Annotated in this window: 21 protein-coding genes; 15 read left to right on the plus strand and 6 right to left on the minus strand. The window is 61.1% G+C overall.

Annotated features, from left to right (window positions below):
• Position 1 precedes the first annotated feature (1 nt).
• The 8 genes from ACS7SF_RS27370 (at position 2) to ACS7SF_RS27405 (ending at position 8,396) form a co-directional block, all read left to right on the plus strand.
• Complete coding sequence (locus ACS7SF_RS27370) at positions 2-952, plus strand: DUF4123 domain-containing protein (protein ID WP_439893594.1); 951 nt, start codon at positions 2-4, stop codon at positions 950-952.
• Between the two features lie 49 nt (positions 953-1,001).
• Positions 1,002-3,824, plus strand: coding sequence for a T6SS effector BTH_I2691 family protein (locus tag ACS7SF_RS27375; RefSeq protein WP_439893595.1), 2,823 nt, complete (start codon positions 1,002-1,004; stop codon positions 3,822-3,824).
• Complete coding sequence (locus ACS7SF_RS27380) at positions 3,821-4,597, plus strand: putative type VI secretion system effector (RefSeq protein ID WP_439893596.1); 777 nt, start codon at positions 3,821-3,823, stop codon at positions 4,595-4,597. Before ACS7SF_RS27375 ends, ACS7SF_RS27380 begins: the two co-directional genes overlap by 4 nt.
• A 97-nt stretch (positions 4,598-4,694) precedes the next feature.
• The gene (locus tag ACS7SF_RS27385) at positions 4,695-5,441 is read left to right on the plus strand and encodes a putative type VI secretion system effector (protein WP_439893597.1); all 747 of its coding nucleotides are present in this window, start codon (positions 4,695-4,697) and stop codon (positions 5,439-5,441) included.
• A 49-nt stretch (positions 5,442-5,490) separates the two neighbouring features.
• The gene (locus ACS7SF_RS27390; RefSeq protein ID WP_439893598.1) at positions 5,491-6,219 is read left to right on the plus strand and encodes a putative type VI secretion system effector; all 729 of its coding nucleotides are present in this window, start codon (positions 5,491-5,493) and stop codon (positions 6,217-6,219) included.
• Between the two features lie 143 nt (positions 6,220-6,362).
• Positions 6,363-6,548, plus strand: coding sequence for a hypothetical protein (locus ACS7SF_RS27395; RefSeq protein WP_439893599.1), 186 nt, complete (start codon positions 6,363-6,365; stop codon positions 6,546-6,548).
• Positions 6,529-6,702: a hypothetical protein gene (locus ACS7SF_RS27400; RefSeq protein ID WP_439893600.1), complete on the plus strand. Its 174-nt coding sequence runs from the start codon at positions 6,529-6,531 to the stop codon at positions 6,700-6,702. The genes ACS7SF_RS27395 and ACS7SF_RS27400 overlap by 20 nt, the downstream gene beginning before the upstream one ends.
• Positions 6,703-7,271: 569 nt before the next feature.
• Positions 7,272-8,396, plus strand: a complete 1,125-nt coding sequence (locus tag ACS7SF_RS27405) for a hypothetical protein (RefSeq protein ID WP_439893601.1) — start codon at positions 7,272-7,274, stop codon at positions 8,394-8,396.
• Here the strand turns inward: ACS7SF_RS27405 and ACS7SF_RS27410 are convergent.
• Positions 8,393-8,533: a hypothetical protein gene (locus tag ACS7SF_RS27410; RefSeq protein ID WP_439893602.1), complete on the minus strand. Its 141-nt coding sequence runs from the start codon at positions 8,531-8,533 to the stop codon at positions 8,393-8,395. The two genes, ACS7SF_RS27405 and ACS7SF_RS27410, sit on opposite strands and share 4 nt — an antisense overlap.
• 107 nt (positions 8,534-8,640) lie before the next feature.
• Here ACS7SF_RS27410 and ACS7SF_RS27415 point away from each other — a divergent pair, with 107 nt between their 5' ends.
• The 7 genes from ACS7SF_RS27415 to tssA all read left to right on the plus strand — a co-directional run bounded on the left by ACS7SF_RS27415 (position 8,641) and on the right by tssA (position 15,948).
• A complete protein-coding gene (locus tag ACS7SF_RS27415) occupies positions 8,641-10,152 on the plus strand; it encodes a hypothetical protein (RefSeq protein WP_439893603.1) in 1,512 nt (503 codons plus the stop codon).
• Complete coding sequence (locus ACS7SF_RS27420; protein ID WP_439893604.1) at positions 10,145-10,816, plus strand: MetQ/NlpA family ABC transporter substrate-binding protein; 672 nt, start codon at positions 10,145-10,147, stop codon at positions 10,814-10,816. The genes ACS7SF_RS27415 and ACS7SF_RS27420 overlap by 8 nt, the downstream gene beginning before the upstream one ends.
• Positions 10,755-11,123: a MetQ/NlpA family ABC transporter substrate-binding protein gene (locus ACS7SF_RS27425; RefSeq protein ID WP_439893605.1), complete on the plus strand. Its 369-nt coding sequence runs from the start codon at positions 10,755-10,757 to the stop codon at positions 11,121-11,123. Before ACS7SF_RS27420 ends, ACS7SF_RS27425 begins: the two co-directional genes overlap by 62 nt.
• A 207-nt stretch (positions 11,124-11,330) precedes the next feature.
• Complete coding sequence (locus ACS7SF_RS27430; RefSeq protein ID WP_439893606.1) at positions 11,331-12,314, plus strand: DUF6708 domain-containing protein; 984 nt, start codon at positions 11,331-11,333, stop codon at positions 12,312-12,314.
• 387 nt (positions 12,315-12,701) lie between these two features.
• Complete coding sequence (locus ACS7SF_RS27435) at positions 12,702-14,297, plus strand: rhomboid family intramembrane serine protease (RefSeq protein ID WP_439893607.1); 1,596 nt, start codon at positions 12,702-12,704, stop codon at positions 14,295-14,297.
• A 128-nt stretch (positions 14,298-14,425) separates the two neighbouring features.
• Complete coding sequence (locus ACS7SF_RS27440; protein WP_439893608.1) at positions 14,426-14,833, plus strand: hypothetical protein; 408 nt, start codon at positions 14,426-14,428, stop codon at positions 14,831-14,833.
• Between the two features lie 35 nt (positions 14,834-14,868).
• Positions 14,869-15,948, plus strand: a complete 1,080-nt coding sequence (gene tssA / locus ACS7SF_RS27445) for a type VI secretion system protein TssA (RefSeq protein WP_439893609.1) — start codon at positions 14,869-14,871, stop codon at positions 15,946-15,948.
• A 12-nt stretch (positions 15,949-15,960) separates the two neighbouring features.
• Here the strand turns inward: tssA and ACS7SF_RS27450 are convergent, their stop codons facing one another.
• The 5 genes from ACS7SF_RS27450 to tssM form a co-directional block, all read right to left on the minus strand.
• The gene (locus ACS7SF_RS27450) at positions 15,961-17,520 is read right to left on the minus strand and encodes a TIGR04222 domain-containing membrane protein (protein WP_439893610.1); all 1,560 of its coding nucleotides are present in this window, start codon (positions 17,518-17,520) and stop codon (positions 15,961-15,963) included.
• 61 nt (positions 17,521-17,581) lie between these two features.
• Positions 17,582-18,337: a hypothetical protein gene (locus ACS7SF_RS27455; RefSeq protein ID WP_439893611.1), complete on the minus strand. Its 756-nt coding sequence runs from the start codon at positions 18,335-18,337 to the stop codon at positions 17,582-17,584.
• 242 nt (positions 18,338-18,579) lie between these two features.
• Positions 18,580-19,398: an OmpA family protein gene (locus tag ACS7SF_RS27460; RefSeq protein WP_439893612.1), complete on the minus strand. Its 819-nt coding sequence runs from the start codon at positions 19,396-19,398 to the stop codon at positions 18,580-18,582.
• A gap of 2 nt (positions 19,399-19,400) precedes the next feature.
• The gene (tagF, locus tag ACS7SF_RS27465; protein WP_439893613.1) at positions 19,401-20,396 is read right to left on the minus strand and encodes a type VI secretion system-associated protein TagF; all 996 of its coding nucleotides are present in this window, start codon (positions 20,394-20,396) and stop codon (positions 19,401-19,403) included.
• Positions 20,393-24,340 (minus strand): type VI secretion system membrane subunit TssM, encoded by a 3,948-nt coding sequence (tssM, locus tag ACS7SF_RS27470; protein WP_439893614.1) that lies wholly within the window; start codon positions 24,338-24,340, stop codon positions 20,393-20,395. The genes tagF and tssM overlap by 4 nt, the downstream gene beginning before the upstream one ends.
• Positions 24,341-24,395 lie beyond the last annotated feature (55 nt).

Below are 24,395 nucleotides of genomic sequence, written 5' to 3' on the forward strand. Positions count from 1 at the left end.
CATGACCGATCTTCTAACTGCGCAGGCCGCACAGCTTAGTCATGCTTTGCATGCGCATATGATCACGCGACCGCAAGCAGATTGCATACTGCTAATCGACACTGTGCTGCGGCCGATCACAGAGGAAGATGCTCTGTGGGAACACGACTCGCAGCGCTCGAATGTCAGCGTCAAGCTTAGGCACCCGGATATCGACCCCGCGCACTATCCGATGCTGTTGCCTTTGAGCGTTGCAAAGTTTAAAGACAGCTGTTTGCTTGAGCAGAGTGTATTGAGTGCACTCGAAGAGCTACCTTCGCAGAGCTTACGCAGGGGTGAGGGCCGTCGCATTACTGGTTGGTTGACTAGCTCTGCGCCTATTCGCAGCGTGGCGCGTCACTTGGCAGCGACCATGATTCAACGCCCACCCATGGGACGCGGGGCCGTCTGGCTGCGGCTGCAAGACCCCGCTGTGCTGTGGTGGCTCTGGTCATTCCTTTCTCCTCAGCAGCGCACCGCGTTGCTGGGCCCCATTGATGCCTTTTGGCTGCTCGATCCGGCCGGCAGGCTCGTGGCGCTACGAGCTGAGCCGATTCAAGCTCAGGCGCCCCAAGTTCCGCTGACCTTAAGCCACGAGCAGTGGCAAGACGTCAACTGCATTGCGTCGCTGAACCTTGCGATCCGCGAATGGGGGCAAGCACAGACAGTAGGGGCCCGATTCGATTCCCTCTGTACAGGCGCGCTCGCCGCTGCGCGAAGGGCACGTGCCGCAGGCTTTACCGACTACCGTGATGTTGCTGTCTACGCGCGATTTGCATTGGAAATTCATCCTGAATTCGACTCCCATGCGGTGGTGCAGGCGAGGCTTGCACAGCGTAACCAGAACGACTATTTCACCAGCTTGATCGACGACCTGGAAGAGCGTGACTGGCAGCGCATTGCCAACGAGTGCGCCATCATGGCCGCTGGCTAAAGGGCCTTCGAGGAAAGGTCAGGTTCGTCAAGACAATCGAGAGAGTTTCATGCCGCCTAGCGTGTCCCCAAGCCAATTCTGCGACCAATGCAAAGCCACCGGTTTGCCTATCCTACCGGTGCGGTATGCCGTCATGCCTAAGAGCATCAAGCCGGGACTGCCTGACTGGGCCGGCGGTGATCGCGTAAAAAATGTGTCACTCGGTGAAGACTTTCACTATGTCCTGCGTACGTTGCGCACCGGCTACCTGTATCTCTTCTATGACAAAAATGCCCGCGGCTCCAAGCAGTGGGAGTGCTATGCGATTGGCGACGACGGCAGCCTGACGCGCCAACTCACCCCCCAATCTGCTCAACCACAAAGCACGCCAGTACTGCAATGCTCACGCCACGGCGCCAACAATACGCAGGTTCACTATCTCGTGATCGAACATCCCGAGAAATGCGGAGCCACCTGGATCGCCTATAGCGAGCACAAGTGGAGCGACGAGACCATCGCGGCATACGAGACGAACAGCAAGTTGCGCAACAAGCGCATGCAAACCATTCAACCGCCAGCGATGGCTGCTGGGGCGAAGCACAGCCATGGCCAGATTGCCGCCAAGGCGGCGCTTGAATCCGTACTCGAGTATGCGCAAGCGCGTTCGCTGGAGCCTCTGCCATTTAATCCCCCTGTCAGCACCTTGAGCAACGAGGATGGGACCTGCATAAGGGATGGCCAATTTGAGCAAATGAGTACCCGCTATCCATGGTATCTACGGACAGGCATGGCTGAAAGTACGGTCAAGCACATGGAGAATCGCGGCAAAGGAGAAGACAAGCCGAGCAAGCCTCATGTGTTGGCCCTGTGGGATGCCGTGGGCATCACGCACGAACTCAACGGCTTCAGAAACGACGCAGCCGGATGGCTCACAAAGTACCGCGATGAGCGTGAGCTCCAGATCAGCGCGTTCAATGCCATCGATGGCACCAAGAGGGCCATGGAGCAAGGGGCGGCGGACCGGGTGCGCGATTTCAATGCAGTCTCGCAGTCTTCGCCCACCAACGAGATGATGCGGTTGCGCGCACCCATTGTGAAGGCTACGCGCGATGAAGCCTCGGCCCAAGCGTTCTCGCAGCAGTACTACGCGCTCAGCCAGAGCTACCGCAACGGTGATATCAGCCTGGAGGAACTGCAGGCGCGCCGTGCCCCCTTGGTGCAGCGCTACGCGAAAGACCCTGCCGAGTTGCAAGCGGCCCTGGCACGGGAAGACGACATCAAACGCGCCTCCAAGCGTGGCGATCAACAAGAACAAGCCCGCGCCGCTGCCCAAGCCTGGCCGAAGTACAAAGAGCACATCGACGGCGACGCATTGGAGCGCTTCAAGAAAAACTGGGACGGGCTGCTGACCCAGGCCAACAAGGTCATTGACCAGCGCACGGAAGCCTTGATTAGTTGGCTGGAGGCGCAGCTGTTCATCGACACCCTGGAAGACTTTCATCGCACCAGCGAAGTGGATGGCGTGCTGTTCGAGGACTGCGTTGGCGAAGCCATTTTCGGTATGGGCTCCAGTGCGGCGGGGAAAAAGAAGATCGACGTCTGGATCAAAGAGGCCAAGGCCAGCATCGACACCAACTTGCTGTGGCGGGCCATCGCGCTGAACCAGCAGGAAGGCCTGGCTGACATCGACGAGGCGCTGAACGTGATCTATGGCGGCCCGAAGCCGTTGAGCGGACAGACCTGGGCGGGCGTAGCCGGGCACATCAAATGGAACAAGTTCGCCGACCTGGGCAAAAAATCGCTCACGGCGTTCAACACGCAGATGAAGGCGATCGACCCGAAATCGGGCATCCGGCCGGTGCAGCGCATGCGCGGGCTGGATAAGATATTTCTTTCTGTGGGCGGTAGCTGGCTCAAGCCGCTGACGGGGGCCGTGGATACCGTCAACGAATTGGCCTTGCGTACCCTGCTGCTGGCGCGCAGCGGCGTGTCGGCCGAGGCGGCCAAAGCCGTAGCGGTACAGGACGCGATGCACTACGCGGCCGATCGGCAGATGCTGGTGCGCCGTCTGATGAACCAAGACTACTACCTGAGCCAGGCGGCGCAGGCCGATTACGAAGCGCGCGCGGCCAAGTGGAAGGCGCTTCGCACAAACGTGGAAGTACCTGATGCCAGCCGAGGGGGCAGCTTTAACGCTGCACGCGATGCGCGCATGGCGCTGATTGTGGCAGTGTTCGAGGCATTCAACCTGTACAAGGCCCGTGAGCAGGCGGCCAAGAGCCCCAAGAGCGAGAAGGCCCAGGCCACCTTGGCTGCGGCCAAACTGGCCACGGTGGCAGCGGCCCTCGACGTGACGAGCAACTGGGTCAAGGCGTTGGCCGGGGCCGGAGACCGGGCCGTGGGCTACCAGATGCTCAAACTTGCGGGCGGGGCGCTGAGTGCTACGGCTTCGGGGTATGGGGCGATGCTGGATTTTCACGAAACCGGAGCGAGTGAGAGCAGCGCGGACTACAGAATGATGATCCTGTTCGGCATTCGAGGAACATTTCAGGCTACGAGCGCAGTTCTTTCTTCTCTCACGGCGCTTTCCTATTGCTCCCCCCTCATTGAAACCTTCGGCAAGAGGTTCGGCGAGCGGCTGATTGCCAAGGCACTGACCACCGCCGCTACCCGGCTGCTGCTGGCGCGCGCGGCCCTGGTCTTCGCCAGCCTGGAAGTGTCGGTCTTCGTTCTGGCCGTCACCTTTATCATCTGGTACTTCGAGGATGATGCCTTGCAGAAGTGGTGCGACCGCTGCGCCTTCGGCTTGAAGCGGGCGCAACTGCAAGACAGCTACAAGACTGCCGAGTCGCAGCTTGCAGCCTTCAACAAAGCCTTGACGGGGGCGGAATGAGCGATGGACTGGAACTGATCTCGGGCATGGTCAGCGGCCTGACAATTCACGATGGCGAACAAGCTTTCTTGAGCGCAGCACAGCAGGGCTCTGGTGCGGCTGTGGCTGCTGGCCTCGCGACGGCGGGGCTGGCTGGAGTCGCTGCGGGCGCGGGCTTGGCTGCCACATCCACAGGTGACGCGGTGCAGTTCTTTACTTGCCAGTTGGGCGAGCGCACCGTCGCAGGTGGCTTCAGCAAGGTGACGTTCAAGGATGGGGATGAAGTTTCGTTTGTGGTGGCGCGTCAGCCACGTGCAGCAGATCGGGCCTTGGCGGCCATCAGGCCGAGGGACCACACACTATGGATGAGCTTGCATTGCTCACGGGGTATGCGAGCGCACAGGCGCTTTGCGTATGGAGTTTTTTTGCGACTGGTAGTCGGTTTGCCCATATTCTTTTGTGCCAGCTATTTGGCATCAAGCCTGTTTTCGTTTGGCCCCAAAATCGATGCCGGAACATTTCACGTTGTGTTGCCGATGTTTTCCACATTCGGGGTTGTAGCAGCGATTTACTATGGCCTTCGCTTCTACTTCCAATGGCGCCCCGTTGCTCAGCAAGCCGAACGTATCTTTGCCGCCCTGGGCTACCCCAATCCTTCACGCGTCGATCTGCCGCGCGACCACAAGCGTTACAGCAAGGCCCGCGGCATAAAATGGCCTTACCTCAGCGATGGGCCATGGATCTACCACTACCTTGATCCGCATGAAGAACGCGCCAGAGCAACAAGGCCTTGACAGGGGGCAGAATGGGCGGAGGGCTGTCGGCTAAAAGACAGCCAAGGAACAAGGCGAAAAATTGTCGATTGCTTTGGTGAAAATGGGGCTCCGATAAGTGAGCATCGAGCAACGAACTGAAGGGCTTGAGAAGCTCACTGGCACGATTGAGAACTACCGAGTTACCCGTGTGGCGGCTAGCTTCGTATTCACGGATACAGACCGTACCAAGCTTGGCGTGACTGCCATCGCGGCGGGTATCGCTGGGCTGAGCGGTCCAGCTATCGCAACAGCGGTCAACGCCGCCAGCGCAGAGGAAGATGCGGACTATGTCGAGTTTGATCTTGACGGGAAACCGATCAAGGGTTGGGTCTGGCGCAGCCCTTTCAACGACGGTGATGATGTGGAGGTAGCTGCTGAATGGCGCGATGGTCACTACGAAACGGCCGGCATTGCCAGGCCGATCGACCGAATCATCGCGCTGTATCCTCACTGCTCGCGAGGGAAAGTGCGGCACATCAAGAATGCGGTCAAGTGGTGGGGCATCGGAGTGGCGTTGTTCCTGGTCGGAGTAGGCGGGCCGGTGCTGGGGATAATGCTGGCATTCGTTGAGTCCCCGCGCGACTTGCTGGCGGATGTTTTCCCCAATGGTCTCTTGGCAATGATCGCGGTGTTCTATGGTTTCTTCGGGCTTATGACCCTCAGCCTAGCTCGCAAGTGGATGCCCTTCGTACGTTTGACAGAAAAAGTCTGTCATACGCTGGGTATTCCCAATGCAGGCAATATCGATCTGGTCAAATCCTCCAAGGCTCAACGCAAGCCCGACGACCCTGGTGAGTACGGCACCTTCTATTTCCGATACTGATGTCGGGCGGATGAAGACTGTTTGCTGAATGGGCCGAGATAAGCATGCAATGAGTGTCGAGCAACCACCCGCTGGGCTAGTGAAGCTGACTGGCACGATCGAAAACTACAAAGTGACCCGTGCTGAAGCCAGCTTCATGTTTACGGATGCAGATCGAACAAAGCTGGGCGTCATCGCCATCGCGGCGGGTATCGCCGGGCTGAGCGGCCCGGCCATCTCAACGGCGGCCTACTCCGCAAGTGCTGAAGAGGATGCCGACTACGTTGAGTTTGACCTCGACGGGAAACCGATCAAAGGCTGGGTCTGGCGCAGCCCGTTCAAAGAAGGCGATGCGGTGGAAGTGGCCGCGGAATGGCGTGACGACCACTATGAGACGGCGGGCATTGCCAGGCCCGCTGACCGAATCATCGCGCTGTATCCGCATTGCTCGCGGGGCAAAGCTCGACATATTAAGAACGCAGCGAAGTGGTGGGTTCTCGGGGTGATGTGGTTCTCGATTGCGTCCGCAGTGTTGGCGCTTCTCGTATTCCCGTGGCACTTGCTTGGCGCTTTTTTCTCCGAGCCCCTTCTAGTCACGAGCACAGCTCTTTATGCCTTCTTCGGCCTCATGACCATCAGCCTGGCGAGCAAATGGATGCCCTTCGTACGTTTGACAGAAAAAGTCTGCCGTACGCTAGGCATTCCCAATGCAGGCAATGTCGATCTGGTCAAATCCTCCAAGGCGGAACGCAAGCCCGACGACCCTGGCGAGTACGGCACCTTCTATTTCCGCTATTGATGGCTCTCGAAGGCGGATCGTCTTCGGCGCAGATGACACTGAGGTCGCTCCAAACCTGAATGAAGTTTTGGACACAATTCCCCTCAAGCCATCCGTTCTGAGTAGCATCAGCACCGTCTGACCCGAATGCCTCTGCGCGCAGGTTGTCATTTTCTTCCGCGCACCGCCAGGAGACAGATGTCCCGCTTGCTGCCGCCTCCATTCTGACCGCCGACAAGCCGAACAACGGCATCACCGTCGACAGCCTGAACCGCCGGTTCGTTGGCCTGACGCTGGCGCTGACCAATTGCCGCACGACCAAGACGACTGATGTCAGAAGCATCGACTAGCCCCCCCACCAAAACGCCTTCCGAAACCCCAGCTGAAACCCCAGAGCAGGGGCATGCAGGCGGAATTGTCGGCACATTCCTGACCGCCATCGTCACCATTTTTTTTGCGCTGTTTCTTACTGAGCTCAATCCGTATCGGCATGGCGAGATGTGAGGGCAAAAGGTGGTCGCCCGGATCGGGGTCCCGCCCCACCCGGGGCACGAGCCATATCAGATTCGAGTTGCTGAACGGTCCGGATGCCGGAGAGCTCCTTTCGACAGGAAGGAACGGTCCATCCTCTCCCGAAAATGCCGTTTCCGTCGTTTATGGCTATCGCTACGTGCTGGAGGTTAGGCGCAGTTGGATGGGCATGTCGATCGTGGAGGTACGGTATTCAAACAGGGACCGGCAGCCGCCAGAACCTTGAACAAAGAGCAAGGAGACGTGGCCTGACGGCGCCCTTTGGAGTCGATTCCGGGAATGCTATCGATCGTCTCGTCAAACTGAGCGCCTGACTGCTACGCCGACACTTGCCGAGTTGCAGAAGGTGGAGAGCAACTTAAGGAGGTTGCGCGCTGCGTCTGCAAGGCCCTCAAAGGCAGGCGGCGCGATTCCCTCTGCGGGCGGTGGGTTTGATGGCGGATAGCCGATGCGCTTAGCCGGAAAGCGGCACGACGCGTCCGCATTCGCGCCTTCGCCCAGGGTCGGGAATCAAAGCACACACGAAAAGTCAGGATTCAGCGATGTTCACTTTTGAAGCCGCCTTTCATCGCTATCGGCGTAAGCACGGCATGGTTAAGGCACTGGAGGACTATGCCGATTTGCGCGATGCCCCCATGGGGCACGCGCTTGATGCCACCTCATCCGAGCCAGCCTCCCTGTGGCCTCCTGAGCCCACAGTCCTCGACTTCAATGCGCACTTCCTGGAACTGAGCAATCTGCGCAACGATGAACTGCCGCGTTGGGTAGCCTTGATGCTGGTTGCACTCGTGCCGCTATGTCTGCTGGTGAGCGTGGCGATGCTGTGGTTGTTGTGGGACATCGTGTTCGTTGGCGATCCGCGGATACCGTTTCCACCAAGCTCATTTGGGGAGCTCGGGATGCTTTTGGGGCTGTTGGCCGCTGGCATCCTAGGCGTTCCCATGGCCCTCATGTTGTGGCGAGAATCTCAAGGCCAGGTATTTACAGCGCGTTGCGCGCGTTACCGCTTCAACCGGACCACAGGCAAGGTCTATGTGTTGCGGCCCGGGCGATGGGGAGGCAATGCGGTGCTTGACTGGTCGCGTGTCCAAGCGCATGTGCATTGGGCGCCGCCGATCAAGTCGACGCAAAGCCAAGACTACGCGGCCTCTGCCAACGAAACGGCCCGGGAAGTCCAAAGAGAGATAGCTTTGTCACGACAGACTGGCAAGGAGGTGGATGGCACCCTTGCGATCTCTGCACTGCTGGATCTGATTGCCAGCTTTAACGTACCGCCTTACGACCTGTCTGACGAAGCGCGCCAACAACGGCGTAATGCAAGCAACAACGGCTGCCTGCTGCTGTACTGGCCACCGCTGGACCCAGCGGATCCGCAACGACGCGGAGAGGACTTGATCTGGGTTGGACCGCGCAACAGTGGCGAGCGTCTTTGGCATTACATACAGACGTTCATGCAAGAGGGCATGGGCGCCGTGCAAGCTCCCGCGATGCCGAAAGAGTGGCTACACAAAGGCCGCAACCCAGACCACGTACTCAATTGGCTGGCGGAATGCCTGTGCTACTGGCCCGTCTTTCCTGCAGCGTGGAAAAGCGACGTTGGCCAGACCCGGCGCGAAAGAGGCATCGGACCGGAGCAACCGCTGAACTGGCCGGCCAAGTTGCCCTAGGCCAGAGAAGCCATTGATTTTTCGCTGGGATACCAGGCTTGGTCGGCGTGGGGCGAGACGCCAGATGAAGATTTAGAAACACCACCCGCGCCAAGGCTGCGTAGCATCGCCACCTTACGACCTTCGTCGGTTTCCATATCGTCTTCGCGCTCACGGCTCTCAACGTCTATTCCGCAATTGAGCTAATCCGACAGGCAACCCCGCCTTCAACGTTGATGACTCGAAGGCGTCAGCGTCCCCAAAAATGAAACCCAAAATCAAAATCGCACTTTCTGTAGCAGCCATCGCGTTTGTTGGCATGCTCGTGACCGTTACGGTGATTGACCAGCGTCAAAAGCGGCCGCTGGGCCAACCGCTTGCCCCACCAGAGATTGTCTTCAAGACGGATGCAAAGCTTCCGTTTGACATCACGGACGTAAAGTGGGTCGACGCCAATGGCGTTCAGCTTCTGACCGGCACGTTGGTGGACTCGAGAAAGGAGGACGACACAACACCGCTTCCTGGCGCAATCCTGGACACGCAAGTGCCGGCCAGGGCAGAGCGGCTACGGAAGTTGCGCAACCGGATGGCGGCGGAATCTGCAGTCGGCATGGCGGCGGCAGGCCATCAAGATCTAGCCGCACAGGTCCTGATGGACCGCTTGGGCCGCGGACAAAAGCGGCAATTCATTGGCCGCATGACAGACGACGGCAGAGTTGACATCGTAGCCAGTATCGAAGACGACCTGCCTCTCCACTTTGTGACGTCACCCGGCGGCAAGTGGATCGCGTTTGGCTCTGGTGAATCGCCCGAACGCGTGGCGAACGACGGCCCACGTTTCGACACCGCGTTTGTCAGTAACGATGGCGGACGCACTTGGAAATTCGATCCGAAGACCACGGTGCCATCCAGCACCGATTTTCACGGCTATGTATCAGAAACCCGCGCCTATGGCGTTGATTATCGTTTCGGAGGGAGCGAGCGTGAGGTGTGGACAACGTTTGATGGCGGCCGCTCCTGGCAGAACATCGATTTGAGCAAGACCGTATGGCCTGACATCCCGAAACGCGAGCACCAAGTACCCGACACGAGGTGGGCTCTGCTGCCTGCGCCAGGCGACAAGGCAGTCGGCTGGTCGACGATGTCGCTGATCACTGTGGATGATGAGGGGCAGGAGAGAAGCCGAACCCCCACTCAGGCCCGCCGTTTTGAACTGGATTTATCTAGCTCGCAAGTTGCCGTGCGCAATGTCGCGGCAACGCCAGATGCTGGCCTTACGGACGAGCATAACTACCGTGTTGTGCAGTCGGATTCCAAAGAAGCGTTGTTCGCGATGCCAGAAGGCCGCTTGCGTTACCTTGACCCGGCCACCGGGAATTGGACAACAAGCACCATCCCAGACATTCGGGGCGCCACCCCTTGGGTCGACAGTGACAAGGTTTGGCTCGGCAGCGACGTATGGGTGGTCCAGGCTCGTGGCCATACTGCATGGAACATCGTTGCTTGCTACATGCCGCCTTATTTCTCCCATACGCGCAACTGTGGCTACTCATCGGCCAAAGCCTATTTCTATAGCCGAGACAAGGGCCATTCCTGGGTGCCATTTGTTCTGCCGCGCTCACCCGGCGAAGATGACTACACGATCAAAGTGATTGGATGGGATACGCGGCGCCAAGGCCTGCTGGTCTTGCAGAACGATCCGCAGAACTCTGGGCGAAAGCAGGTGGAGCTCTATCGGCTGCCGACCCCGCAATCGGGAGCGAAACAGGATGCCTGACGCGCAAGAGAGGCCATCTGACGATCTCGGTATTTTTTGCCTCTGGGCGCGGACGACAGGCCGCTTTGCCTGCGGGCTGTTGGCGGTACTACTAACGCTGATGATGTCCAGCCTGAGCGTCGGAGTGCACGCCAGCGAAACGCAACTTCGCCTCCCTTCGGGCGTTGAAGGGCTGACCCTGACCCTTGGCGTCCCTCCCGGCGAGGCCAACGAGGCAACTATGGTTGCCGCAGCCGAGGCTAAAAAACAGGGGCTGGCTGTGCAGGTGGCAGAGTTCAACGACCCGGAGTTGTGGCATCTCAATATGCATGCGGCTTTCTTCACGATTGACGCCAATTTCTTCCAGAGCGAGCCTGAACTGCGTTTTTTCAATAAAGGTAGTGGAGGCCAGTACATCGAAGAGCATGCCAAGCCCCTCGTAGAGCCGGGAAAGCCTCAGGCTGACAAAGTTCGGCTTGTGTCCGTTGGATACAGCTATTCGATACCCATGGGCGTGTATTCCAAGAAGCTCAAGCGTGGCGATGCAATACCCCCAAGCACTACGATCGCTGTGCCGAGCGGCCCGGTTGAACATGGGCCGAGCGCTCTTGCTGTTGCAGGCCATGGGCTTGATCAAGCTGCGCTCGGGGGTGGGCGATATGGCAACCCTCTCCGATGTGGTTGAGAACCCCAAGCAAATCAAAGTGATTCCGGTCAAAGACGAGCAGTCTGTGAGCGTGTTCGATAAGGCCACGGCCTCGGTGACCTATCCCAATATTGCCAAACGGGCGGGCATAGCCGAAAAGGATGCCTTGGCTTTCGACAATACCGACCCGGAAATCGTGAAACGCTATGCGATTCGGTTCGTCGCGCGTGCCGATGTCGCCCACGATTCGCGTCTCCAGACGTTCATCAAGATTTACCAGTCCTCTCCCGAAGTGAAGGCTGCCTTGCGTCGAACCTACGGAAGCCTTGTCGCTTTCCCGTGGTAGTTAGAAGGCTCGGATCGAATTAAGGATAGTGTTCAAAACCTCCCCCAAAGCCGACACGGCAACGTCGACCTGGCCAAATCCTCCAAGGCGCAACGCAAGCCCGATGCCCCAGCCGATTACGGCACTTTTTATTTCCGTTTTTTATTTAACTCAAACAGCGACTGTTTTGCGTAATAGGCTGCATTACGCTGACGGCAGGTCATTTAGATGGCAGACAAGAAATCCAAACTACACCCCCAGAACCGCAATTGGCATGAAGACCTGCCTTCTCCAACCACTGCACTGAAGACGGGGGACAAGAACGACCAACCTGACCCGGGCCTTGATGTTCGCTACGTCGATGCGAATGTGTTGGAATTGTCACGAGCCGCCTCCATCGAGCGTGGCCTTATTTTTTTGTTCAGCGTTGGCACATCCATTGGGTACGTTTACATGCTCCCATTTCTTTTTGAAATGTTGACTGACAGAAGGGTGATTGGCGATAGCATTTTTTCGTCGGAATTTCTGGGTTGGGTATTTCTGATAGTGATGCAGTTTGTCCTAGTTGTTATTCTTATCTACGGGATAAAAAAATCGGTCAGAACCACACTGGACTTGCCGGTCTTGCTTGACAGAAAAAGCCAAAAAATTTTCGCGCTGGAATATCTAATGAAAACCAATCCATTTGCGCGATGGGAAGCGGTGATCAAGGAGTTTGAGTGGTCGCGTGTTGAGGCTGAAATCGGAACGCTCCCGTACAAGCCAGCCCCATACGGATTGATTCTGGCGCAATGCGAGCGGGGTACGACCAAGGTAGAGGACCGGATCATATTGAAGCAGGTCTTGGGCGGAACAGCCGAACTTCATCAGATGTGGGCATACATCCGTTGCTACATGAATGAAGGGCCTGAACACCTTCCAAAGGTTAAGCCATTCCCACGCGATGCCAATTTCTGGCGCTGCCTCTTCGCGTTCTTTCCGTTCCTTGACCCGACGGAGGGTGGGCGCCGCGCTCGCGCGCGCATGGGGCGCTGCGAGTTACACGTCTCGGTGGCCTTTGCAAGTGTCGTTATGCTGGCGCTGGTTTGGTATTTCGTGCCGATAGGCATTTGCGAGTACATTGCGCAACGCTTGGCGCCTAAACCGAAATGGCCAGATGATGTCTTGAACCAAACAGGATTGCGCAGCAGCATGCCGGACTCGTTGGGCTGATGTATTGAAGAAGGGCACCCGGTGCCGGTGCCGAGAATCTTCGCAAGCGATGTTGGCCAGACCCGGCGCGAAAAAGGCATCGGGCCAGAGCAACCGCTGAACTGGCCGGCCAAGTTGCCCTAGGCCAGAGAAGCCATTGATTTTTCGCTGGGATACCGGGCTGGATCGACGTCGGGTGAAACGCTAGATGAAGATTTAGAAACACCGTCAGCGCCAAGGCTGCGTAGCATCCCCACCGTTCGCCCGTTATCGCTCTGCCCACCCATCGATAGCAAGGCAATCACGCTCGAAAGCGAGAGATATCGCTACGAGTGTCCCGATTTCCCTGACGGAAAAAGCCCTGCTGGCAATCCCCGTTTCTATCAAGCTTCACCGCTAAGTCAACCTATGTCGGATTCTTTTGAGGAGGGCCGGTCGTCAGATGCGGCCACGGCAGTCGATACATTGCAGCCCAACACCCAGCACGTGCCCGACGAGACGCCAAACGCTACGGCGGACGCTGCGCCAGCGCTGTCTATCACGCTGATTCTGATCGGCATCACGGCGATCGTCTTTTTGCTGTCGACTGTGTTTAGCGAGGGCTTCATTTCGTTCTCGCCCACCGCGCTGTACCGTTTGGGCGGCAACTTGGCCGCGCTTTCACTCACGGGCGACGCTTGGCGCCTTTTGACGAACGTGTTCTTGCACGCGGGGATCGTTCACCTGCTGCTCAACATGTACATGCTGCTCCTCGTGGGCAAGCTGGCAGAACGCTGGTTCGGCCAGGCTGGCACGCTGGCGATCTATCTGCTGGGTGGCCTATGGGCGAGTTACGCCAGCGCTTGCTGGCTGGGGTGGCAGCTTGAGTCTCAGGCCAACGCCAGCATGACCGTGAGCGTAGGGGCATCAGGCGCCATCATGGCGCTGTGCGGTGCGCTGATCGTCATGTCGTGGCTGCACGATGACACGCCGCCGCTTCAGGCCAAGGAAGGGATCGAACTGTCCGGGACCGGCAAGGTGTTGGTGCAGACAGTGGCCATCAACATCGTGATGGGGTTCGCGATCAAAGGGGTCGATCAGGCGGCGCATCTGGGCGGGTTGCTGTCGGGTGCCATCTTCGGACTCGCGGTGGGCGCTGCGACTGACGTGGCCCGCATCGGCTGGGTGCCGCATCGCCGTATCGTGTTGACTGTAGTCGCGGCGGTGGCGGCTCTTTATGCGTGTCTGTCATTGGCCTCGTGGCCAGCATTGCGCGAATGGCGGGTATCGTGGGATCTGGAGGCCGCTGAACAAGATGCCATTGAGCAGCAAGCGGCAGAAGAACGGCGCGCCAAGCTTGAAGCCGAGCAGATCGACGCTGCTGCAGCGCGAGTGCGTGCGAAAGCGGCAGAAGCGTTGCGGGCCACGCTGCCGCCCCCGGTAAGCGAGCAGGAGTCTGCCGGGCAGGCGGTCAAGTGGGATGACGCTGCGGCCCTCGCTCGCCTGGATGCCGAATTCCCGCCACCACCCACACCAAAAGTCATTCCCGAGGATGTGGGGACCACCTTGCCGCGCCAGGGGCCTGTCGATGGCCTGTTGGTAACGCGTCCGTCTGCGGACCAACTGCAGCTGATACGCCCTGGCGCGTCAAATACGCAGCCCGAAGTTGTGGCCGCATGGACCCTCTGCGATGCCGAATACATGGGACAAGTCACCGACCCGAGCGCCGTGTGGCACGACAGCGCGGGCAGGGAGCTGGTTGCGTCGCTCGGCCATCAGCCCGTCGTCCGGGTAACTGATGCGGCCACCGGCGTGGAAATCGGCATGTACCTCATGCCAGGGTTCCCGAAAAGCGCCCGGTTCAGCCCAGACGGTAAACGCCTGGTGGTGGAGTCGAGCGACAGCGACGGCCAGAGCTACATGAACATCGTGGACATTGCCCGCCGCATGAGCGAGGCCGATGCGCGTAAGTACATTCCCCAGCAGTTCATCTGCGGCTGGTCCGATGGTGGTAAAGCGCAGTGAAACGGGCCACCCACTGGCCCGCCACCACATGAAGATTTAGAAACAATCCCCCCAAGCGCCCCAAGCCTGCGTAGCATCTCCACCGTCCGCCCTTTGCGCGCGGACATCCCCATTTCACGCCCGCTGATATGAACGCACTGTTCCGCCTCACTGCCGCGACGGCTCTGGCCGCGCTGCTTGGTGCGCCTGCCTTTGCGCAGGATGACGCGCCGCTGCAGGTGTCGTACCGCCAGGTGCTGACCGAGTACTTCAAGGACGCCCCGACTGCCTCCAAGAAATACGACGGCCGTCGCATCGTCTTCAAGGGCCAGGTGTACCCGCTGTCCGACGACAGCCTGAACACGCTGGCCATGACCGAAGATCTGAAGGTGGGCGCACCGTTTCAGGACGATCAGCGTGAGGCGCTCAAGGCACTGTTTGCCGACCACAAGCTGGCCGCGTACAAGCCCAGCAAAGACATCACGCTGGACTGCCTGAACCGCCAGTTCGTGGGCCTCACGCTGGCGCTGGCGGATTGCCGCGTCGCCAAACCCTGACGTTCGTATCACTCTCCGGCTTCTTGCTTCAGACCATGGCTTCTCTTTCGTTCGAACAACTCCTCGCGCCGCTGCCCGGCGCCCAACCCTGCGGCGAAGACATGCTCTTCTCCGCAGAATTCGACACCATTCAAGAGGCGCGCCGCTTCGATGACCCATCGCTCGACCAGGGCGACTGGGTCACCGAGATCAAGGAGGCGGACTGGCGTGCCGTCATCACCGAGAGCACGTCGCTGCTGCAGAAGCGCACGAAGGATCTGCGCCTCGCCGCGTGGCTGACGGAAGCACTGTCGAAGGACCGTGGCTTTGCCGGCCTGCGTGAGGGTTACGAGCTGATCGCGGGCCTGTGCGAGCAGTTCTGGGAGCACCTGTATCCGCTGCCCGAAGCCGACGACCCGGAAGCCCGCATGGGCAGCATGGCATGGCTTGCCACGCGTTCTAGCCAACTGATCCGCGAGGTGCCGCTCGTCAACCCGGCCAAGGGTGGCTACAACACGGTCGATTGGGAAGTGGCGACCAGCTTGGTCGAGGCCATCCGCCGTAATCCGGAGCAGGCGGACGAACTCGCGCGCGGCAAGGTCTCGCAGGAGCAGTTTGAAGCCGCGCGCCGCGCAACGGCGCCAGCGTTCTACAAGACGCTGCACGACGATGTGGTGGGCTGTGGTGCTGCGCTGTTGCGCTTGCAATCCGTGCTCGATGGCCGTGCAGGCGATCACGCACCCAGCTTCCGCGCCGCACGTGAGTCGTTGCAGGCAGTCCGCGCGCTGGTGGAACGTTTCGGCGGCAAGCCGGAACCCAAGCCCACCGCAGTGGAAACCAAGGGGGCGCAGCAGCTGGCCGCGCAATCCACCGCGGAGGGCGCGGTCGAAACGGTGGTGGTGGCTGGCCCGATCCGCTCGCGTGCGCAGGCGCTGAACCAGTTGCGCGACGTGGCCGAGTTCTTCCGCCAGACCGAGCCGCACAGCCCGGTTGCCTACCTTGCCGCACGGGCCGCCAAGTGGGGCGACATGCCGCTGCACGCGTGGCTGCGCACGGTGGTCAAGGATGATGCGACGCTGTCGCAGATTGAAGAGTTGCTCGGGTTGGGCGATCCGCCTGCCGAGAACGCGGGCTGATCTAACAAGCGCTTACGTGCTGCTCGAACAACCGCCACAACCGCTGGACCCGCAGCCACTGGATCCGCAACTGCTCGATCCATGGCTGCCTGAACTGCAGCTACTCGACGTGTCGCTCCCTCCGCCCGAACTGAGGGGCATTCCGGTGCCGCCCAGCATGCCGCGGTATCTGGCCCAGGCCGTGTTGGCGAGCACGCTGGTGCCGGCAAACGCCGTCATCCACAGTAGATCGGTCGCCGACAAGCTTCCCCCTTGTTGACCACGTTGACGTTGCACATCGAGTGCGGCGTCGGCTGCCGCGGTGGGTCCCGCACAACCGACGCCGATCAGCCCCGCGGTCACGCGCCAGTAGACGAGCGCGAATACCGCCATTTCGACCAGCAACCACATCACCGGGTGCTCTCGGCCCACGCCAACGAAGACCTTCACCGCGCCAAGCCACAGCACCAGCAGCGGGATCACCCATGCTGCCAGCGTCGTTCCCCGCATCGCGCCGGACGTCCACAACCATCCTGCAGCTAGTAGCCGATCCGTTACGCCGGAGGCTTCGTCAGCGAGTCGGTTTTGAAAGTCCGGCCACCGTGATCGGTGCTGCTTCTGCTGGGTCAACCACGTCCATGCGTTCACGTGGCGCTCGGGCGTTGGCTGCGCATTCGCGACCACGTAGGTGTTGCGGTCGCGCTTTCGCTTGGAGGGATGCAGGATGCGGATGGCGCCGGCGTCGAGCAGTGACAGTGTCGCAACCTGCGCCATTCGCAACGTACCGCTCGTCATTAGCGCGGCCTCGTCGGGCTCCAGTGGGCTAGGCGTGCCGCCACCGGCTTCTCCTTGCGGTCGCCGCCGGTATGCGAATCGATGCAAGGCCTTAATGGATAGGCACGCAATCACGCACACGCCCAGATAGAACGCAAGAAAGCGCGGCCCAGAGTAGTTCAGAACATGGAAATCCGAGGCCGCATGCGTGGTAAAGGCGATGAGGCTGACACCAAGCACCGGCCACGCGAATCGCATGATCCGGCGTGTGGTCGAGACAGGCGTCGGCGAGACAGCCTTGTGCGGGCGCTGTGCGACGAAGCCCTGATCGTCCGGCGCACCGTCTGCCTGTGCGGGCACCGGTTGCGGCCAGACGTCGGGAGGCGGCTCCATGCCGAACAGGCTTCGGTAGCTGTCGAGCGTCTGTTGATACTGCTGCGCGTAGGCATCGTCTTCGTCCGGCGCGCCGACACCCGGCGCATGGTGGAGCGGCGCCCGCAGTACCTCGCCGCAGAACACCGTCCAATACTCTTCGGAATATTGCAGATGCAGATGCCACGCGGCATCGATCGCCTCTGACGGTGTGACCGGATGCCCGGCAAACACCGCCAAATACGCGAAACGCTTGTACTCCTCAATGACGGTCAGCGTATGCAACGTCGACCACCCCTCGGCTTCGGCCAGACGTTTGCTGTAGGGCACCGGGGCATCCGGCGCATCGGGCGAATACTGGTTCAGCCGAAGCAGGCAGGCTGCTCGATCGGCTTCGGTCGCAGCGGCCTGCGGTACGGCGGGGGAATCAGGGGAGGTCGTTGTCATCTGTGTTCTTGTCAGCCGACTGTGCCTGGATGACTTGCTGCTGGGCAGCAGCCCGGGCGGATCACAAAGACGAATCCTGCTGCGGCTGCTCCAGCGCGAGAAACACTGCGCGCTCGCAGCGGCCGAAGTCGAAGCTTCGCAGGCGGAGATGGCGCTCGCCGTATTGCCCAGCCGCCATCATTTCTGGGATAGGGCGCAGGGGCCCGGCCATCAGGCGTGTCAGCGTTTGCCAGATAACGAAGAACAGCAGCGGCGCCAGGGTGAACGCCCCCATCAGCGCCCCCGTGATGAACCTAGTCGCTTCAAGATCACCTTCGATTGCTGCGAAAAAGAAAGCCACCAACAACATCGTGGCGCAGCTATAGCCGAGAAAACCGATCGCGTCACTGGTACCCATGGTCCTTCTTGACAGGAGTGTCTCCAACGACTCGGGAAAATTTCGCGGGCGCTTTGCGACATAGACTGTCTGCGGCTTGCGACGCCCTGATAAACGCATGCCCCATGCCGAGAAAACCTCGTTGTCCCACCACCCAGCAGCAAGTACGCGCATGCCGCTCAGGCCGGCAAAGTAGGGCGCATTCGACGAAACCCAACGGGCCGTGGTTTGGTACTCGCAGAAGTGGATGACTCGATCGTCAGTCAGCGTGATGATGACGGGCGTCACGCGGCAGTAGGCCTCTCGCGAGGTATCGTCGGTGTAGTCATGTGCACGCCGCGCATTGGCGTCAACGCTCCAACCCATCGCCTCATAGGCATTGAATGCCGCGTTATCCACCTGTACGGAGCGAATGATGCCGCTGACGATCGCGACCGGCACACCCTGCCGTCAACTGGCAAGCCAGTGCGCAAGCTGCTGCCAAGCCCATGCCAGATGACACAACAGCCACCAGACGCGCTCCTTCGACGGAGAAAACTCCGCAATTGGCACGGATAGCGTCCTCGTGGGGTCTTCGTACTCCAGCCGAATCTTGGGCGAGCCGCGCCGTTCGTCCCCCGGCTGTAACGGGGCAGCAGGCGACGGCTCACGCAAACGCGCCCGCCGGCGCGCATTCTGCTGCGTCACTTACTCGCCCGAAACTCAATCCGCCGATTGCGTGATCGGCCTTCATCGGTGGTATTGGGCGCGACGGGCTGATCCGGCCCCACGCCAATCGCGGTGAGCGTGCCTTGCTCGGCACCCTTGGAGATCAGGTAGCTCTTCACCGTTTCTGCGCGCGCCTGGCTCAGGTTGAGGTTCATGGCGCGGCTGCCGGAGTTATCGGTGTGGCCGACGACCTCGATCTTGCGGCCGTTCAGGCGTGGCAGCACGGCGGCCATTTCGTCCAGAATGGCGCGGCCCTTGGGCGTGAGCGTGGCGCTGCCGGTTTCAAACTCAATGATCCGGTTGGCCAGCGTCTGGTCCAGCAGCCCTTGCTCGGACACGGCAGCCACGCGCAGCCCATTCTTGATGGTGTAGCTCTGGCCCAGCGTCGTGGCCATGTCGCTGGTGAGCTGCTGGCGCTGCGCTTCGTTGCCCACATCGCCATGCAGGGCGATCTGCGTGCCGTCAATGTTGAGCTGGCCACGGTTGACCTGCTTGATGGCCGGCGACAGGATCTTCTGCACGTTGGTCAACCAGTTGGGCGGCGACACCACGTTGCCCACCTCGATCTGATCCACCACGTTGGCACTGCCGTACAGCTCGCGCAGCTTGCTCAGCACGGCGGCCTTGGTGGCTTCGTCCGGCACCATGCCGCCCGCGACAACCTGGCCGGCAACCGGCGCGGCATCGCCGGGCGCAGCATAGGCGGGCAGGGTGCTGCCCAGGCACGCCAGCAGGGCGGCATTGGCCAGCAGCGTTGCAGGCCGGAAGCCGCGCTTGATTGCATCCAGACCCATGTTCATTCTCCGATGAAGACTTCGCGGAAGGTATCGACCGCCATGCGCAACGAGAGCTGCGGTTCATCCAGGTAACTCACGAGTTTCGCCAAGCCGTACTCTCCACTGACGTGCTGGTCGACCCATTCCGGGTCATCGATGTTGATGTTCTGTTCGGCGTACACCCGTGGCGATATCACGCTGTGCAGCGTGCGCGACGAAGCGCCGTTGAAGCCGATGACGAGGCGCTCCGTGCCGTTGATCTCGCCCAGGAAGAGCGAGAGTTCAAAGTCCGCGCGCTGCAGGAAGCGCGATACCAGCTCCAGCCAGAAGCTCGCCACCAGGCTGCGGTACAGCGGGTCTGCCGGCAAGGGCAGGGTGAGGCCTTTTTCCAGCCGCGGCGAGCCACTCGCCATCACCGGCTGCAGCAGCGTGCCGAGTGCCAGCAGCGTGCGGCGCAGGCGGATGTTGTGGCCCTCGGATCGCAGCATCTGCTCCAGGCCCGCCACGGTCTGGAAGTCGATGAAATCGGAAAAGCTCGCGTCGTGCGATTGTGTGGTGGTGCCACCAGCACCCGTTTCCACACCATGCTGACCTTCGGCCAACAGGCGCAAGCCCTCGGTGGCGTCGTCTGCGTGGCAGAGCGACAGCATCTGCTGGCCGGCGCGCGTCCACAGGCGGGCCAGGGCAATCGGGCTGCGCGCGATAAAGCTGAGCGGTTGCTCCACCTGCATGGCTGCGGCCGTCAGAAACGGAAAGCGGCGCGATGACAGATCGCTGCTGGCCATCAGCGTACCGGCAATCGCCAGCTTGCTCTGCGAGCCCAGAAACGCAAACTGCACGGGCTTCCAGCTGTCGTACGTTGTCTTCCAGTCCGGTGCCTCGGCCAGCAGTTCCATGCCTTGCGCGAGCCAGCGGTCCAACGTGTCGAGCAGTTGGACGTTGTTGGCGCTTTTGACGAAATCGCCGCGCGAGGGGAGCTTGCCGAAGTACGAAAGCTGCAACTGGGTCTGGCTCATTGCGCCGTCCCCCCTTGCTCTTCCGTAACGGTGCCGCGGCGCGCGGCTTGGGTGGAGGCCGGTGCTTGCCCTGCAGGCGGGGTGCCCGCCGGGGCCGGCGGTGTCAACGTGTTCTGTGCAGCGCTGGCATCGGCAATCGACGTCGGCAGACGCAGGCCGCGCAGGCCCTGGCCTTGCGGCGAGTCGGACGCCGTGGTGCCACCGGTCTGCGGGCTGCTGATGATGCGCAGGCTGATCGACACGGTCAGGCTGTCCTTCGTCCACGTCAGGTCGAACGCGCCATCCGGACGACGCTTGCGCTGTGCCGTGGCAATCAGGCGCTCCAGGCCGAAGCGGCCCGGCTCGTTCAGCAGCTCAACCGTGCGACCGTCGAACGTGGTGGCCGTCACCTTCGCGCCCGGCTCGCCTTGCGGGTTGGGCCACACGAAGTTGGTCCACTGCGGCGGCGTGTTGCGATAGCGCAGCTGCTGGCCGTCGATCTCGATGGTGTATTCCGTGGCGCCTTGCGACGGCACCGGCAGAATCTGGAACACCGTCTGCGGGGCTGCAGCTGCTGCACCGCCCGCGCCGCCGCCGGCCGCACCGCCCGTGAGCGGCGCAATCCAGCGCGTGAAGCCCGTCGTGAACTCCGGCACGAACGCGATCCCCAGATCGCCCCACGTGCGGGACGCGATCATGTCGCCACGGCGCACCGACAGCGGGCCGATGGTCGTATTGGCGAACTTGGCGATGGCGCCTTCAGGGCCGAACACCTGGCCGATCTCGGCGGCGCTGGCTTCGATCTTGGCGTTGGGCGCAAACGGATACTTGTCGGCCAACGTGGTGGCAAACGGCTGATACACCTGCGCATTCCACACCTTGTTGACTTCCACTGTCGCCGGGCGGATTGCCACCGCATACGACTGCAGCAGCGGACGCACCAGCAGCGGGCGCAGCGTGGCGCGCTCGCTGTCGGTCATGCCGGTCAGCATCTGCTCATCCACATACTTGAGCGTGTCAGCCAGTTCCGAGCCGTTGCCGTCCAGCGTCTGTTGCATCAGCTGGCGTGCGCCGGGGCCGGGGTCGCCCTGGTTCTTGATCTGGTTGAAGCGCGTGCGCACCTTCGACAGCGAATCCATATAGCCGCGCAGCAGCGACTTCTCATCGTGCATGACCACCACGCGGGCGAGGCCGGAGAACTCCTTGCCCACCGGACCCACCGGGATCGCGCCAGCGTCGGCGTTGCCACCCACCTCCAGGTTCACGTTCACCTGCGACGGCGTCTGGCGCGCAAAGAGCTGCTTGAACCAGCCGAGCACACCGGTCTTGGCCTGCTTCAGACCGGCGTTGAACATCGAGGGGTTGTCCCAAGACGTCTGGTCATACGCGGTGTCGAGCACCTTGCGGATCGGCGAATTGGTCGGATCGCCCAGCAGGTTCATGCCGGTGACGGCCTGGTCGAAGCTGGTGAAATCCTGAATCGCCACGCCCTGCATGAAGCGCTGCCATTCGCGCGCGTACTCGGTCTTGTACATCGTGACCAGCGCCTTCTGGATCTGCTCGGGGCTGCCTTCCAGCGTGAGGTCGTCACGCGCGGCCACGTTCAACACCCAGTCCTTGGTCTGCAGTTCCTTGTTGGCGGCTTCCTTGATGGCGGGCTGCACATAGCCGACCCAGGCTTCCTTGGTAAAGGTGCCGGGCACGGCGTAGCTGCCGGCCATCACGCCCGCACCGGTTTCGCCAACGATGCGTGCGACCGTCATCGGGGCGTAGCGGGTGGAGGCACGGGCCTTGATCTCGGCATACGCACGCTCGCGAGCCGGCATGCCGCGCACCACGCGACGCAGGTTTTCGCGCGTCTGGTCGACCAGCGAGAGGTTGCCCTCCAGCAGCGGCCAGTTGTCGTCGTTCACGCGGGCAAGGAAGAACGACAGGTTGCGTTCCGCCGAGCGGATCATCTGCTCGCGCGGCATGTTGCCTCGGTTGTCTTCCAGCCAGCCGCGCCAGAAGCGCGTGATCTGGTCGGTCAGGTGTGCGACTTCCACGTGGCGCTTGTCCGACAGCATCAGATACGTCTTGAGCGCGTTGTAGCCGTCTTCCACGTTGGTGGGGGAGGCATCGGTGTACCGCTTGGCGCCAGTCGAAGCCGTGGCTTGGTTAGGCGAAGCCGGCGCGTTAGCCGCCGCACCCGAAGCTGCCGAAGCACCGCCTACCGTGGCGGTGGCCGTGGTGACGGACGTGGCAATCACCGCGCCGGTTTCCGGCGGACGCACCATCGGCGCCAACTGGTCCGGATGCGCGTTGACTTCACCCAGGAAGGTCTCGATGGCGCCGCCCACCGGCTTGAGCATCACCTGGCGCAGGCCGTTGTAGTACTCGTCGAGCAGCTTGTGCTGCAGCGTGTCGCCCTGGTACAGGCCCAGCGACAGCGCGAGCGGGTGGTCGTTGCGATAGCGCTCCAGCTGTTCGATGCGGTCTTGCAGTGTGTCCAGCGCTTCCAGGCGGGCCTGCAGGTCCACGCGGTTCTGCTGCATCTTCACGATCTTGTCCAGATCGGCCTGCACGTTGGCCGTGAGCGTACGATTGCCCATGTACGACCACGTCCAGCCGCCCAGCATCACGCCCAAGGCCAGCACCAACGCAAAGAACGTGGCGATGCGCAGGCGTGTCTTGGCCGGGCTGGCAAATTGCCGCACCGTCTGCCGGTCAGCAAAGATCACCTTGGAAAACAGGTCGCGCAGGAAGAAACCGTTCTTGGAAAACACTTCGCGCGCGTGCGCGGCACCGTCTGTCGACAGGCCAAACCGGCGCGCAATGCGCTCGGCCGACACGCTGTTGGTCGCGCCTTCCTGCAGCGCACTGGTGAAGTAGAAGCCGCGGAACACCGGCTTGTACTGGAACGGGTTCTCATCAAACAGTGTCATCAGGAACGCGCGCAGCGTCGGCTTGATCGACGCAAATTCCAGCGGGAAGCTTAGCAGCCCCGGCGACAGCTTGTTCTTCTGGTGCAGCGCGATCTGCGCCACGCTGATCTCCTTCAGCCCGTCGCACAGCTCGTCAAAGCGCTGGTCGAACACGGCGGCCACGTCGGGCTTCGCATCCGGCTCGAAGGGCAGGGTGGCGCCCCACACGCGGTCGCGCTCATGCTTTTCGCTGTCGCCAAAGAATTCCGTAAAGCCGGTGATCAGGTCGGCCTTGGTGAACATCACGTACACCGGCGCAAACACTTCCAGGCGCTCGGTCAGCTCCTGCACGCGCTGGCGCAGGTTCTTGGCCAGGTTGATGGCGAACTCAGGGCGGTTCTGCGTGAGTTCCGACACGCTCACCGTCACCACGATGCCGTTGATGGGCGCCTTGGGGCGATAGCGCTTGAGCAGATCCAGGAAGCCGAGCCATTCGCGGCGGTCTTCTTCATGCACCGAGTAGCGGCCAGCCGTGTCGAGCAGGATGCCTTCGGTGGTGAAGAACCAGTCGCAGTTACGCGTACCGCCAATGCCCTGAATGACCGCGCCGCCCTTGTCGGCAAACGGAAACTGCAAACCCGAGTTCAGCACCGCCGTGCTTTTACCCGCCGCCGGGTTGCCGATCACGATGTACCAAGGCAACTCGTACAGCGCAGCGCTGCCTGACAGTTGGCCGAGCTTGGACGTCTTGATGGTCTTGACGGCCTCCGCCAGACGCACGCGCAGGGCTTCCACTTCCTCGCGTTTGTCCGGGGTGGCGGTCTTGTCGGCGGCGGCTTGCTCCAGCACGCCTTCGAGCTTGTTGCTGGCCTGGCGGGCGCGCCAACGCTTCCACAGATACGACAGCAGCCACAGCGCAAGCAGCACGCCCAGCGCGACGCCGGCCCAGACCAGGCCAATCTCAAAGGTCTGCGCCATCAACAGAAGAAAGATGGTCAGCACGATCACGCCAAGAATCGATAGCGTGCGTGTGTTGGTCAGGAATTTCAGGAAGCGTTGCATGTTGCCTTCGGCTCGTGAGCAGACGAAATCGGTATCGGAATCGGGACCAAGCGGG

The organism is Ralstonia sp. 25C, from assembly GCF_051904805.1.
Taxonomy (GTDB): domain Bacteria; phylum Pseudomonadota; class Gammaproteobacteria; order Burkholderiales; family Burkholderiaceae; genus Ralstonia.